Origin of the sequence: Micromonospora pisi (assembly GCF_003633685.1) — a bacterium.
GTDB lineage: Bacteria > Actinomycetota > Actinomycetes > Mycobacteriales > Micromonosporaceae > Micromonospora_G > Micromonospora_G pisi.
This window is the reverse complement of sequence record NZ_RBKT01000001.1, coordinates 3,791,423-3,804,289: the sequence shown is the minus strand read 5'-3', so window position 1 is coordinate 3,804,289 and position 12,867 is coordinate 3,791,423. Positions and strand designations below refer to the sequence as shown.

Genomic DNA, 12,867 nt, shown 5'->3' with positions numbered 1-12,867 from the left:
GAGGAGCGCCATGAAGCCGGGTGCCGACGCTCCAGCCACCGACGACGACGGCCACGCCGAACAGCTCGCACCGCCGGTCGTACCGGGGCAGCGGATCGGTCCGGAACATCGGACCGAGCCCGATCAGGCCGGTTCCGGGGCGGCGGATCCGGATCAGACCGGACCGGCCCCGGAGGAGTCCGCAGGGACCGGGCTCTCCGTGCGGGAGCAGGAGATTCTCGCCTTCGAGCAGCGCTGGTGGAAGCATGCCGGGGCCAAGGAGCAGGCGATCCGGGACACCTTCGACCTCTCGGCCACCCGCTACTACCAGCTCCTCAACGGACTGCTCGACAACCCGGCCGCACTGGCCGCCGAACCGTTGCTGGTCGGCAGATTACGCCGGCTCCGAGCGGCCAGGTCCCGTTCCCGCCGCCGTTGACGGCTCACTTCTCGTACGACTGGAGCCCGTTGCCGAGGGCGATGAAGGTGGGTGCCCACTCGCCGACGAAGATGCCCCAGCGGTCCGCCCGGTCGATCTCCGCGCCCTTCTCGAACTGCTTGGACGCCAGCCAACAACCGAATGACAGGGCGATACTCGCGAAACCGGCCATGTAGCAGTGGTCCGAACGCAGACCCATGTCGTGCAGCTTCTTCAGCATCTGGCCCCCCTCTCGCGGTGCTGTCACCCGGGTGCGGGCGGGCACACCATCAGACCCCTGACGTTACCGTCAGTAATGCCGAGCCGTTCTCTGGTTTCTCATATCCGCTGCCGGTACGTACTTTCGCCGATCGAACGGGTATTCCGCGTGGTGGGAAGGGACTCATTCGGTAAGGGCCCATGGGCCCGCTCGGGTAGACATGGGTAAGGCGAGATTTCTTCGACAACCCCTTCGACCGAGCGCAGCCCCGCTGCCTCGCGGTAGAGCCGGAGACCTCAGGATGATGCAGGTATGGTCCGCCTCGCAGGCGGCACCGGACCGACTGGCGAACGAGGATCACGTCTTCCAGTACGGGCAACTGGTCGGCGTGCTCGACGGGGCGACCGTGCCGGAGGGCTTCGACACCGGTTGCGTACACGGGCCGGCGTGGTATGTCCGCCGGCTCGCCGCGCGGATCGGCCTGGTCGCCGCCGACCAGCCCGGAGCCACCCTGATGGAGATCCTGGCCGGCGCGATCGACGCGGTACGGGGCGATCACGGCAACCGGTGCGACCTCGGGCACCCCGGCACACCGTCCTCGACCGTCTGCCTGATCCGGGAGGGCGCCGAGCATGTCGACTACCTGGTTCTCTGCGACAGTCCGCTCGTCGTCGACCTCGGCAGTCGGTTGCAGGTGATCACCGACGACCGGCTCGACACCACCATGGTCGGGATGAAGTCGGCCGCGTTCGCCGGCAAGGCGGGCGGCGACGAGAGCGACCCGCAGGCCCGGTTCCGCCGCTCCGTGACCTGGCAGCGGCAGCAGATGAACATCCCGGGTGGCTACTGGGTCGCTGCCGCCGACCCGGATGCGGCGTACCACGCGATCGGCGGCGGGCTCTCGCTGAGCGGCCCGGACCGGGTACGCCGGGCGGCGCTGCTCACCGACGGCGCGTCGTACGCGGTCGACAAGCTTCGCCTCTTCGACTGGCACAACCTGCTCGCCCTGCTCACCTCGGACGGGCCGAGCGAGCTGATCCGTCGGGTCCGGTTGGCGGAGCAGGGCACCGGTGACGGTCAGGACCGGCACCGGTTCAAGCGGTACGACGACGCCACCGTCGCGCTCTGCCGCTTCGACCGCTGACCGCCGCGCCGCCACCGGATGAGCACGTTCAGCCGCCGTCTTCGTCACGCACGGTAACCGTCGACAGCGGCGATCGGCCGATGGTGGTCCCAGAGGGGTGGCCGAACCCGGGTTGCCGCGTCGGGTCCGGTAGCGCGCCGATCGACGCCCCCTTCCTCCCCTCGGTCACCGTGGGTAGGGCCGTTCAGCGTCTTGCGCGGGCTTTACCGGACAGGGCGTGACGGCGGAACGGCAACGCTTGGGCAAAGCGGTGGACGACTCGGGTTCGGGGCGGGAACACTCGCTTCGTGAGCAGCAACGTACGACTGACCCCGCTCGACGAAAAGACCCTGGAGCCGTTGCTGTCCGTAGCCGTCGCCGAGGCAGAGCCGGACGACGTGATGCCGCCGGTCGACGCCCCGGCAGGCTGGTCACACGCGCGCCGGGAGGCATTCCGTGAGTTCCACCGGGCGAGGTTCGACGGCCTGAACGGTGCGACCCGTACCGCCATGTTCGCGATCATGGTCGGCGACGACGTGGTCGGCATGATCCGGATGACCTGTGACGACCAGCCGACCGCCATGGAAACCGGGATGTGGCTCGGCAAGTCCGCCCGGGGGCAGGGCCTCGCCGCCACCGCGCTCCGCCTGCTGCTCGCCGAGGCGGTCGGAGCCGGCGCCCGCCTCGTGACCGCCGAAACCACCGTCGACAACACCCCCGCCGTGAGTGTGCTCCGCCGGGCCGGCGCCGAACTCAAGCGCGACGGCGACGTCGTACGGGCCCAGATCCGTCTCGGCTGACCCGGCCCGCCGGCCGGTAGGATTCCCGCCGCCCGTAGCTTGGCCGGCAGGAGACGAGAAGCTTGAACAGCACGCCCAGCCTGTACCAGGAACGTGTGCGTCCGGACGCGTCCCAGCCGCACGACGAGGCCGCCGAGCAGGTGGGATCCGACTCCGCCCGCCCGGCACGTCGCGCCACGCGTACCCGCTCGAACGACCGCCTCCACGTGCTCGACCTGCTCCGCTTCGGGGCGGCCATGCTGGTGGTCGGCTACCACCTGCTGACCCCGGCGAAGGTGTGGGGTACGGACACCGAGGCCCTCTTCACCCACCCGATCCGCCAGTTCTTCCACTACGGCTGGATCGGCGTGGAGTTCTTCTTCGTCATCAGCGGCTTTGTCATCTGCATGAGCGGCTGGGGCCGTACGCTCTCCGAGTTCTTCATCTCCCGGGTCACCCGGCTGATGCCCATGTACGTCATGGCCGTGCTCCTGACCTCGGCCGTCGTCGTCCTCGGGCCGGCCCCCGAGAACAACCTCACGGTGCCCGGGGTGCTGGCGAACCTCACCATGATCCAGGGGCTGCTGGGCTTCCCGAGTGTCGACACGGTCTACTGGACCCTGATCGTGGAACTCAAGTTCTATCTGCTCTTCGCGATCGTGGTCTGGTTCGGCGTGACGTACCGGCGGGTGCTGCTCTTCTGCGCGGCCTGGACGATCGGCGGGGTGTTCGCCGAGGCCAGCGAGACCCGACTGCTCCAGATCATCTTCGAGCCGATGTACACCTCGTACTTCGTGGTGGGCATGACGCTCTATCTGATGCACCGCTTCGGCCCGAGTCTCCTGCTCTGGTCGACGCTCGGCATGTCCGCCATCCTCTGCTCCGTCTCGCTGGTCAGGCGGGTGGACGGCAAGGTCACCCACTACTCGGTGGCGTTCCTGCTCCTGATGGCGTTCCTTCTGGTCATGACCGGGGTCGCGCTCGGCTGGTTCTCGTGGATCCGCTGGCGGGGAATGGTCACGATCGGCCTGCTCACCTACCCGGTCTACCTCCTCCACCAGCGGATCGGGCAGCAGGTCATCCACGGGCTCCGGGACGGCGGCATCCCGCCCTGGCTGCTGCTCGGCGGCGTCGTGGTCGGCGTGTCGCTCGTCGCGGCGACGCTGACCATCGCCTATGAGCGACCGGTCAGCCGGCTGCTGCGCGACCGGCTGAGAGCCAACTTCGCCGACGTACGACTGCGCTCTGCCGGGGTCGAGGCGAACCCCGACGAGCGGCGGCGTCCGGTCGGGCCGACGCGACCCGGGGACACGCCCTAGCGGTCGACGGCCCCGCTGCCCTGGACGGCCGCGCCGCCCTCCCGGTTCGCGGCGTACGCGGCCAACCAGGCGACCTGGGCCGGGTCGAGCGACGGCCGCACCCGCTGCCGGGCGGTGGCAACGTGGGCGGCGGTGACCGTGGCCGCCGCCAGTGACTCACGCATCGCGGCCAGCGCCGCCTCGCGGACCAGTGCCGCACAGTCGGCGGCCGAGAAACCGTGCAACGACTCCGCCAGTGCCGCCAGGTCCACGTCCGGCGCCAGCGGCACCGGCTTCGCCACCGCACGGAGGATGTCGGCCCGCCCCGACGCGTCCGGCGGCGGAACGTAGACCAGCCGCTCCAACCGACCCGGGCGCAGCAGCGCCGGATCGACCAGGTCGGGCCGGTTGGTCGCGCCGACCACGATCACGTTGCGCAACGTCTCCACCCCGTCCAACTCGGTGAGCAGGGCCGCCACGACCCGGTCCGTGGTGCCCCCGTCGGTGGCCTGCCCCCGGGTCGGGGCGAGGGCGTCCACCTCGTCCAGGAAGATCAGGGTGGGTGCGGCGTCCCGGGCCCGGCGGAAGAGTTCGCGTACCGCCCGCTCGCTCTCACCGACCCACTTGGAGAGCAGTTCCGCGCCCTTGACCGAGAGCACGTTCGCCCGCCCCGAGCCGGCGAGCGCGGTGACCAGGAAGGTCTTGCCGCAGCCCGGCGGGCCGTACAACAGCACCCCACGAGGCGGTTGCACACCGAGCCGGGCGAAGGTGTCCGGGTAGGTGAGCGGCCAGAGCACCGACTCGGTCAGGGTCTGCTTCACCTCCGTCATGTCCCCGACGTCGTCCAGGGTCACCGTGGCCAGCCGTAGCGTCGACGACGACATCGACGTCGGACGGACCACCTCCAGTGCGGCGGCGAAGTCGGCCATCGCGACCAGCGGCGACGGCTCGGTGCGCTGGCGCAGCGCCGCCCGCACCCCGGCCTCGCGGGCCAGTGCGGCCAGGTCGGCGGCGACGAACCCGGGCGTACGGGCGGCGACCTCGTCCAGCCGTACGTCCTCGGCGAGCGGCATCTTCCGGGTCAGTACGGTCAACTGCTCACGCCGCAGCGCGGCGTCCGGCAGCGGTACGACCAGTTCGAGGGAGAGCAGGTCCGGGGCGCGCAGGGACGGGTCGACCGCCTCCGGACGGCTGCTCGTACAGACCACCGCCGCCCCGGAGCGGACGGTCTCGGTGAGCAACTGCCGGAACACCGTCGCCAACGGGCCCGGCTGGTCTCGGGGGGCGAGTGCCTCGACGTCGGAGACGAGGAGCACCGCCGGTCCCCGGCTCCGTACCGAGGTGGTGACCGCCTCCAGCCGGCGCGCCGCCGCATCGTTGGTGAGCGCGGCCAACTCCGGCGCCCAGACCGCCTCGACCCGGGCCCCGACCTCCCCGGCGACCGCCCGGACCAGAGCCGACTTGCCCGACCCGGCCGGACCGGTGACGAGTACGCCGAGCGAGATCGTGGTGCCGAGCCGGCCCAGCACCTCGCCGTGGTGGAAGCCGAGGTCGAGCAGTTCGGTCAGTGCCTGCGCCTGGTCCCGCAGGCCGGGCAGGTCCTCCAGGTTCGGCACCGGTTCCGCTGCCGCCGTCGACCCGGCCGCCCCGGACGACGCCGCCACACCGGGCGACTCGACCGTTGCGCCCACCCGCGCGGCGGAGATGGCCGTCGCCACCCCACCGGCACCGGCGTCACGGCGGGTCACCCCGGTCGAGCCGGTACGGTCCGGCCAGCCGACCACCGTGTCCATGGTGACCAGTACGGTGGCAGCCGGCTCGGCGGCGGCGACCGTCAACAGGGTGCTCGTCCAGGCGTACCCCATGCTGTTCGCCAGGCTGCGCCGGGCGGCCTCGACCAACGCGCGGACCGCGACGTCGGGGAGCACGTCCTGCGGTAACAGGGACACGTCGTCGCCGACCGTGACCAGTTTGCCGAGCAGGGCGAGCCGGAGCAGCTCCGGCGACACGACCGCCGCGACCTCCGGCGGGCCGTCCAGGACGACCCGGTGGGCGGCGACCACGGGGGCTGGCGCGACCGTCACCGGATCACCGGCGCGCACCCCGAGGTTGCCGAGCAGCAGATCGTCGGCGTGCAGCAGGTCCCGCCCGGCGCCCGCTTCGGCGCGGGCCACGATGCCCGCGGTGGTCCGGCGACCGGTCAGCCGGACCGGGTCGCCGGGGTGCAGGCCCAGGGCGGCGAGCACGCTCGGGTGCAGCCGTACGATCCCCCGACGCGCGTCCAGGGTCGCCGAACGCAGGTTCGCGGTGAGGATGAGATCGGGCTCGGCCACCGGCCGAGCGTAACCGGCGGCTACTCCTCCCGACGGCCGAGAAGTGACGGATCGCGTCGGATCAGCTCGGCCAGCCGGGCCGCCGAGTCACCGGGGCGCTCGTCGACCGTGGCACTCCACGCCGGCATCGGCTGCACCGACAACGGCCAGGCCGGTGGTTCCGGCGGAGCCACCCAGGCCGGCGGCTCGTTGACCGGCAGCATCGTGACCGTGCCCTCCGACCAACCGACGCGGATCGCGGCCCGTGAACCGCCCTGCTCCACGCTCAGGTCAACCGTCACTCCCGGGTGGTGGGCGAGGACCCGACGTACCGCCTCGACCACGTCGTCGGCCGCCGCGCGTACCGGGTCGGCCGGCGGCCGGTGGGCCTCGGCGGCGGGACGGAAGCCGTCGGAGTGGGACCGGGCCGTGGACCGGATCGCCTCGGTCGACGAGTGGACGGTCTGCGGCGGTGGCCGCAGACCGGCGTTCGGGGAACGGGTGCCCGGCACCGGCGGCTGCCCGCCCTGACCGGCCGGGCCTGCGGGTTCGGCCGCAGGCGCGTTGCCCTCCCCGACCGGAGCGGCCCGTCGTCGCAGCAACTCCTCACGCCGGGCCATCCGGGCCAGCGCGTCGTCCAGTTCGCCTCGCATCACGCCACCTTTCCCGAACGCCATGCCATGGTCACCGGCTCACGTCTCCCGCTCCCGGATCGCTCGATCGAGTGCGCGGTCCAGGACGACCAACAGGGCGTCGCGTACCGACAATCGGTCGCGGGCGTCGAACCGCACCAACGGTACGTGCTCGCCGATTGCCAGGGCCCAACGGATCGAATCCAGATCGTGGGCCAGTTGCCCGTCGAACGCGTTGACCGCGACAACGAAGGGTAGCTTCGCGCGCTCGAAGAAGTCGATCGCAGGGTAGCAGTCGTCGAGCCGGGCACTGTCGACGACGACAAGTGCCCCGAGCGCCCCCCTGGCCAGGTCATCCCACATGAAACCGAACCGGGACTGCCCCGGTGTGCCGAACAGGTAGAGCTTCAGACTGCGGTCGATCGTGACGCAGCCGAAGTCCATCGCCACCGTCGTCGTGGTCTTCTCCGAGCGGGTACCCGGATCGTCCACCCCGATCCCCGCGGCGGTCATCTCCGCCTCGGTGGTCAGCGGCGCGATCTCCGAGATGGCGCCGACCGTGGTGGTCTTCCCCACGCCGAAGCCACCGGCGATAAGGATCTTCACCGGGATCGGTGCGGCCTTCGGACGACTGGGGGCGGCTCCGCCGGCACCGGCCGGTTCGCCGTAATCGGTGGTGACGGTCGGCCGCGCGTGCCGGGCCGGGGTGGCGGGGCCGGCGTACCCGGCGGGGCCGCCGTTGCCGCCCGGCCCGCCGCCGTGACTGGTCGGCCCGCCGTACCGACTGGGCGCGCTGTTCACGGGGGAACTGGCCGTCGGGCTGGTCGGCCAGTCAGGAGATCGCACGAAGTCCATCGATCACTCGCAGAATGAGGTCGGGGTCGTGGGCATCCTCGATGTCATAGGTGTGCACATCGAGGTGACCGGTGGCCCGGAGGTCACCGACCAAGATCTTGGTGACGCCGAGATGCAACCGCAGTCGAGCGGAGATCTCCGCCACCGACATCGGTTCGGCGCAGAGCGTGACGATGTCCTGTAGTTCCGGTGCCAGGCGCCCCAGTGGCGGGCTGGTCCAGGACGGCCCGTCCGGTCGGGCCGTCACCTGCGTCTCCAGGCAGATCGCCGGGTCGACACTGTCCACCCGGCCGGCGGTGAGCACGAACGGTCGCAGACCCTGCGGGGCCACGCCCGACAACGCCTCCGGGTCGGTGCTGTCGATCTCCGGATCACCGACGCCCGGCACCGACGCCGCCTGGAGGTAGGGGCGGATCCGGATGGCCGGCTCGGGCTCCCGCCCGGCGCCGGCCGCGGGCCGGGTCACGACTGAACGGAGTTCTTCAACTCGACGATGAGCCGGGGCGTGAGCGCACTGCCCGCCCGGCCCGCGAAGAGCGTCATCTCGTACGCGACGGTGCCCAGGTTGGCCGAGCGGTCGGCCACCACGCCGAGTACGGAGCCGCTGCTGATCGAACTCACCAGCAGGTAGCCGTCGGTCATGTCCACGATCACCCGGTTCAGGCCGCCGAGCGAGTACCAGTTGGCGGCTCCGCCGGCCAGGCTGGTCATGCCAGAGACCACCGCGGCGAGTCGTTCCGCGTTGGACCGGTCCTTGATCGCCGACATCGCCATCAGCAGTCCGTCGGACGAGACCGCGATCGCCTCGACCACGCCGGCGGTGTTTGTGGTGAACGAGTCCAGCAGCCAGTTGAAGGTGCGGGCCTCCTGGCTGAGTTCCGCGGTAGCCGTGCCGGGCTGCTCACGTTCGATGCTGTCGCGAATGAAGGGGCTGGTCATCGTGGCGTTTCCTCTTCGTGACGGTGGTCGGGGCGGACTTCACTCAGGGCGCGGGCCACCCCGGCCTCGAATTGGGTGACGAGGTCGCGGACCGCTTCGGGATCGTCCACGCGGGCCGCGAAGGACCGTGGCCGGTCCCAGCGGGGGGTCGGTCCCGACACGTCCAGGTTGGAGCCGGGGACCCGCCGGGTGAGCTGCACCGGCCCCGCGCCGATCGGCGCGACCTCCGGCGCCGTACCCCGGGGGGTCGCCCCGGTCGTGGCTGCCGTCGCTGGTTGCTGGCGATGTGCGCGGCGTACGCCGGCTTCGAATTCCTCGATCAACGCACGCACGACGGACGGATCGGCCGGCTGCGGGCCGCTGTTGCGGCCCGGGCCCCGGCCGTTCGCGGCCGCACCGGGCTTGACCGGCAGTTGCGCGCCGGGCACCCGCTGGCGCAGTCCCATCGCCCTCGCCGCGCTCGCGTCGTCGGACCCGGGTGCCCCGGTGGTCGGTGCCGGCCCGGCCGTGCCGCCCGGGTCCTCGACCGCGCTGGTCGGTCCGTCGGGTCCGTCACCGGGCGCTTCGGCGAACGCGTTCCACGGCTCCCCGGCGGCGAGCGACTGGCTCGCCCGGTGCAGCAGCGCGGCGTCGAAGACCGGTTCGGTAGCCATGCCGGCAACGGTCGGCGCGGCTGGGGCGAACGCGATGGTGGCGCCGGCCGGCTCGACCGGCTCCGGCCGGGGGCCGGTGCCGGCGACGCCCGGGTCCTCGGTCCCCGTACCGGGCCCGGCCAGGGCGGTGGGGGCGAGCGGTGGCAGTGGCGCCGCGACCGGGGTGGCGTTGAGTTCGGTGACGCCGACCAGGTCGGCCGGGACCGGCGTTGACGGCAGCCGGGACGGCAGTGGCGCGGCGGGGGCGGACGGAGGCTCGGCGGCCGGCGGTCCGGCCGGCCAACTGAGCGACGCGGGCGGGACACTGACCCGCGCGATCGCGACCGGCGACGGCTCGGTACGCCGCGCCACCAGCAGCCGTTCCGCGATGTCCAGCTTGACGGTGACGCCGCCGCCGGAGGTCGCCGAGAGCGTCACCCGCCAGCCGTGCCGGCGGGCCAGCCGGCCGACCACGAAGAGTCCGAGCACCTCGGTCGGGGCCAGGTCGAGCCGCTCCCGTCGGGTCAGCCGGGCGTTCTCCTCGGCCAACCGCTCCGCGTTCATCCCGATCCCGTGGTCGACAAGGGTGAGGCGGACACCGCCCTCGACGGTCTCGCCCGAGACCGTCACCCGGGTGTGCGGCGGTGAGAAGGCGGTGGCGTTCTCCATCAGCTCGGCCAGGGTCAGTACGAGATCGCCGATGACCGCGGGCGCGACCCCCACGTCGATCCGTACGCCGACGTCGACCCGGGTGTAGTCCTCGATCTCACCGAGGGCGAGCCGGACGACGTCGCCGAGCGGCATCGGTGCCACGTGTCCGTCGGCGCCGGCAGAACCGGAGAGTACGACCAGGCTGCTGGCGCTGCGCCGGAGCCGGCTGGAGACGTGGTCGAGCCGGTAGAGGTGTTGCAGCCGGGTCGGGTCGGTCTCCTGGTGCTCCAGCCGGTCGATCAACGCGATCTGCCGGCCGACCAGGTTCTGCGTACGCCGGCCGACGTGGCCGAACATCTGTGCCACGTTGCGCCGGCTCGCCGCCTGCCGTTCCACCAGCCGGGCCGCTGTTCCCTGCACCCGGTCGAAGGCGCGGGCGAGGTCACCGACCTCGTCCTTGGCCCGGATGTCGACCGGGTCGAGCCGGATCGGGGTGACCGACTCGGATTCGTCGTCGGCGATCCGGACCAGTTCGCCCTCGGCGACCCGGGCCACCCGGTCGGCCGACTGGGTGAGCCGGATCAGCGGGCGGGCGACCGTACGGGCCACCGCCAGGCTCAGCAGGACGACCACCAGGAGGATGAACAGCACCAGCCCGCCGACCCAGTACGCGGTGGTCAGCGCGGCGCGCTGCTCGGCGGTGACCTGGGCGATGACGTCGGTGACGATCCGCTTCTCCACGAACTGTCCCAGGGTGATCAGGGACGACACGGCGGGGAAGAGCCGGGCCATGGAGAAGCCGGCGATGGTGCCCTCGGGGTCCTGGGCGAACGTGGTGAGGAACTCGGGGCTGGTGCGGTTCGCCACCGCGTCCTCGACGAGCCGGTAGAGCGCGTTCTGTTCCGGGGTGGCGAAGGCGCTGAACTGGCTGGTGCTGACCTGGAGCGCGGCCATGTTGCTGATGTACGCGGTGATCGCGCCCTGGTTCCTGGTCGCGACCACGAGGACGATGATCGATGCCCCGGCGCTGATTCCCTCGTCGGTACGGAGCACCGCGTCGAGTGCGACGACCTGCCGTCCCTGCGGGGTGGCGGTGTCCACCTCGTAGGAGAGCTGGAGTGCGTCGATGAGCGCCACGTGTACCGGGCCGAACTTGCCCAGCACCTGTTCCGGGGTGGCCCGACGGTTGAGTACGGCGGTGCGTAGTTCGGCGAGCTGCTGCACCCCGGCGACCGCGCCCGACACCCGCGCGGTGAGCTTGTCGCCGAGGTCCGCCCGCAGGTCGGCGATCTTGTCGCTGACCGTGGCCGACTGCTGGATCAGCGTGGAGCGGTCGGTGAGGTTCATCAGGTAGCCGATGGAGAGGAGCCGTTCCTGTTGCAGCTCCTGCACCAGCGAGCCGACCCGGCCGGCGACGCGTACGGTCTCGGCCGTCTCGGCCGCGCGGCTGGCCTGGTTGACCCGTTCGACCACCACCGGTACGGCGAGACCGACCATGCTGAGCAGCGGGGTGATGACGAGCAGCGCGAGCTTCGCCCGGATCCGGAGCCTACCGAGCAGCATCGGTGCGCCCCCAGGTCCCGGGGCTGTCGCCGCCCGTACCGGCGCCGGCGGCGGCGACCGGCCGGGCTGCGGGCGTTCCGGCGGGAGCCCCCGACGGTCCGGCGGCCGACCATTCGACCAGCGCGTCCCAGCGTCCGGGTTCGGTTCCGGTGACCTCGGCCGACGGGGTGTCGGGGATGTTCGGTGCGGTCGGGGCCGCCGGGTGCCGCCGGCCGCCGAGCAGGATCGCCGCGATCAGGGCGAGTAGCAGCAGCAGGGCCAGGACACCGGCGCCGATGGTGATCTGCTGGTCCCGGGCGAGCCGGTCGACGCGGGCGTCGATCAGGGCGGCGAGTTCGGTGAGGATGATCGTGGAGAGCTGTTCGGCGGCGGCGTGGGCGGTGACCCGGGCGGCCGCGATCTGGGTCAGGTCCGCGGCGGAGGTGCCGTCGGTCAGGGCGGAGGCGGCGGCGAGAGCCTCGATGGCCCGCTGGTAGCTGTCGAGCTGGTTGAGCAGGTTGCCGCCGAGGTTGGGGCTCTCGGTGCTGTCGACCGCCGCTTGGAGGGACTCGATCAGGTCGCCGGCCGGGTCGAGCAGGGAGGTGCGGGCGGCGGTGAGCTCGACCACCGTACGGAGCCGTTCGGCGGGTCGCCGGGCCGCGCCGAGGACCGCGAGGTCGGCGAGGCGACCGGCCGCGATCAGGGCGAACGGCAGTTCTTCGCCGACCGCGTCCTGGAGGTAGTACGAGTCGGCCTCCGGGTCACGCATCAGTCCGGAGCTCTCCCGGACCTTGTCGTAGAGGGCGAGCAGCAGGTCGGCCGCTTCGCGGTAGACGGTGAAGACGGCGTCCGGTGCGGTGGCGCCGCGATCCGGAAGCGCCTCGATCTTGGCGCGTACGCCGGCCCAGCGTTCGCGGGTGCGCAGCTCGGCACCGAGCCGGGTGTCGATCACGGTGGTCCGTTCCACCGCGGTGGCGAGTGCCTCGCGGAGCACCGGGCGGCCCGCCACGGCCGCTGACTGCGCCTCGGTCAGGGCCACGGTGACGTCGGCGAGGGAGCGGAGGTACTCGATTCCGTGCTGTTCCCGGACGGCCAACTCCTGATCGTCGTCAACCGATCCCTGTAGCTGCACGAAGAGCGCGGCGATCGGCGCTATCAAGATCACCGCTAGGGAAAGGCGGAGTGCCTTTCCGGGCGCGTTCGGCCATCGTCGGGGCCGCTGCGCGGGAACTGTCATCGTGCATCTCCTCCGGCGACGGCCAGGATCCGGTGGTGGGCGCCGGGAGGCCGCCGGGGTCCCGCCCACCGGAGCGGAAAACTAACTGAACGCCCGACTCCGTCCATCCATGACGAACAGTCGGTTTCACGTCAGTAGCGCTCCCGTGGTCACGGGTACTCAAAATCGTGACTCTGTGTGCCTATTGTCAAGCGACATGTATCGATTGAGTTTTATGTCCAGTAAATCGGAATTCACATAGTCCGAATTT

The 12,867-nt window shown here is 71.6% G+C and carries 12 protein-coding genes; 4 read left to right on the top strand and 8 right to left on the bottom strand.

Annotation, left to right across the window (positions count from 1 at the left end):
* The first annotated feature begins 10 nt into the window (after window positions 1-10).
* On the top strand, window positions 11-418 hold the full coding sequence (locus tag BDK92_RS15945) for a DUF3263 domain-containing protein (RefSeq protein ID WP_121157429.1): 408 nt from the start codon (window positions 11-13) through the stop codon (window positions 416-418).
* 4 nt (window positions 419-422) lie between these two features.
* Here the strand turns inward: BDK92_RS15945 and BDK92_RS15940 are convergent, their stop codons facing one another.
* Entirely contained in the window at window positions 423-638 is a 216-nt protein-coding gene (locus BDK92_RS15940; RefSeq protein ID WP_121157428.1) for a hypothetical protein, read from the bottom strand.
* Window positions 639-918: 280 nt separating this feature from the next.
* On the opposite strand from BDK92_RS15940, the gene BDK92_RS15935 reads away from it, so the two are divergent.
* From BDK92_RS15935 to BDK92_RS15925, 3 genes are all read left to right on the top strand, one after another.
* A complete protein-coding gene (locus BDK92_RS15935; protein WP_121157427.1) occupies window positions 919-1,761 on the top strand; it encodes a hypothetical protein in 843 nt (280 codons plus the stop codon).
* Between the two features lie 287 nt (window positions 1,762-2,048).
* Complete coding sequence (locus BDK92_RS15930; RefSeq protein WP_121157426.1) at window positions 2,049-2,540, top strand: GNAT family N-acetyltransferase; 492 nt, start codon at window positions 2,049-2,051, stop codon at window positions 2,538-2,540.
* A 62-nt stretch (window positions 2,541-2,602) separates the two neighbouring features.
* Complete coding sequence (locus tag BDK92_RS15925; RefSeq protein ID WP_121157425.1) at window positions 2,603-3,838, top strand: acyltransferase family protein; 1,236 nt, start codon at window positions 2,603-2,605, stop codon at window positions 3,836-3,838.
* Here the strand turns inward: BDK92_RS15925 and BDK92_RS15920 are convergent.
* Genes BDK92_RS15920 through BDK92_RS15890 form a run of 7 tightly spaced genes read right to left on the bottom strand, consistent with a single transcriptional unit; the run spans window position 3,835 to window position 12,617 of the window.
* Window positions 3,835-6,150 carry an AAA family ATPase gene (locus BDK92_RS15920; RefSeq protein WP_121157424.1) on the bottom strand — a complete coding sequence of 772 codons (2,316 nt, stop codon included), beginning with the start codon at window positions 6,148-6,150 and terminating at the stop codon, window positions 3,835-3,837. The genes BDK92_RS15925 and BDK92_RS15920 overlap by 4 nt on opposite strands.
* Window positions 6,151-6,170: 20 nt before the next feature.
* The gene (locus BDK92_RS15915; protein WP_121162219.1) at window positions 6,171-6,782 is read right to left on the bottom strand and encodes a hypothetical protein; all 612 of its coding nucleotides are present in this window, start codon (window positions 6,780-6,782) and stop codon (window positions 6,171-6,173) included.
* Window positions 6,783-6,821: 39 nt separating this feature from the next.
* Window positions 6,822-7,616: a GTP-binding protein gene (locus BDK92_RS15910; RefSeq protein ID WP_211349243.1), complete on the bottom strand. Its 795-nt coding sequence runs from the start codon at window positions 7,614-7,616 to the stop codon at window positions 6,822-6,824.
* Window positions 7,594-8,082 carry a DUF742 domain-containing protein gene (locus tag BDK92_RS15905; RefSeq protein ID WP_121157423.1) on the bottom strand — a complete coding sequence of 163 codons (489 nt, stop codon included), beginning with the start codon at window positions 8,080-8,082 and terminating at the stop codon, window positions 7,594-7,596. Before BDK92_RS15905 ends, BDK92_RS15910 begins: the two co-directional genes overlap by 23 nt.
* Window positions 8,079-8,555, bottom strand: coding sequence for a roadblock/LC7 domain-containing protein (locus tag BDK92_RS15900; RefSeq protein WP_121157422.1), 477 nt, complete (start codon window positions 8,553-8,555; stop codon window positions 8,079-8,081). Before BDK92_RS15900 ends, BDK92_RS15905 begins: the two co-directional genes overlap by 4 nt.
* On the bottom strand, window positions 8,552-11,401 hold the full coding sequence (locus tag BDK92_RS15895; protein ID WP_121157421.1) for a sensor histidine kinase: 2,850 nt from the start codon (window positions 11,399-11,401) through the stop codon (window positions 8,552-8,554). Before BDK92_RS15895 ends, BDK92_RS15900 begins: the two co-directional genes overlap by 4 nt.
* Window positions 11,388-12,617: a hypothetical protein gene (locus BDK92_RS15890; protein ID WP_147457017.1), complete on the bottom strand. Its 1,230-nt coding sequence runs from the start codon at window positions 12,615-12,617 to the stop codon at window positions 11,388-11,390. The genes BDK92_RS15895 and BDK92_RS15890 overlap by 14 nt, the downstream gene beginning before the upstream one ends.
* Window positions 12,618-12,867 lie beyond the last annotated feature (250 nt).

What these genes read in the sequence shown, in the direction of transcription:
- BDK92_RS15945 (WP_121157429.1), top strand. Translation starts at nt 11, where the DNA reads ATGAAGCCGGGTGCCGACGCTCCAGCCACCGACGACGACGGCCACGCC.
- BDK92_RS15940 (WP_121157428.1), bottom strand. Translation starts at nt 638, where the DNA reads ATGCTGAAGAAGCTGCACGACATGGGTCTGCGTTCGGACCACTGCTAC.
- BDK92_RS15935 (WP_121157427.1), top strand. Translation starts at nt 919, where the DNA reads ATGATGCAGGTATGGTCCGCCTCGCAGGCGGCACCGGACCGACTGGCG.
- BDK92_RS15915 (WP_121162219.1), bottom strand. Translation starts at nt 6,782, where the DNA reads ATGCGAGGCGAACTGGACGACGCGCTGGCCCGGATGGCCCGGCGTGAG.
- BDK92_RS15910 (WP_211349243.1), bottom strand. Translation starts at nt 7,616, where the DNA reads ATGGACTTCGTGCGATCTCCTGACTGGCCGACCAGCCCGACGGCCAGT.
- BDK92_RS15900 (WP_121157422.1), bottom strand. Translation starts at nt 8,555, where the DNA reads ATGACCAGCCCCTTCATTCGCGACAGCATCGAACGTGAGCAGCCCGGC.
- BDK92_RS15895 (WP_121157421.1), bottom strand. Translation starts at nt 11,401, where the DNA reads ATGCTGCTCGGTAGGCTCCGGATCCGGGCGAAGCTCGCGCTGCTCGTC.
- BDK92_RS15890 (WP_147457017.1), bottom strand. Translation starts at nt 12,617, where the DNA reads ATGACAGTTCCCGCGCAGCGGCCCCGACGATGGCCGAACGCGCCCGGA.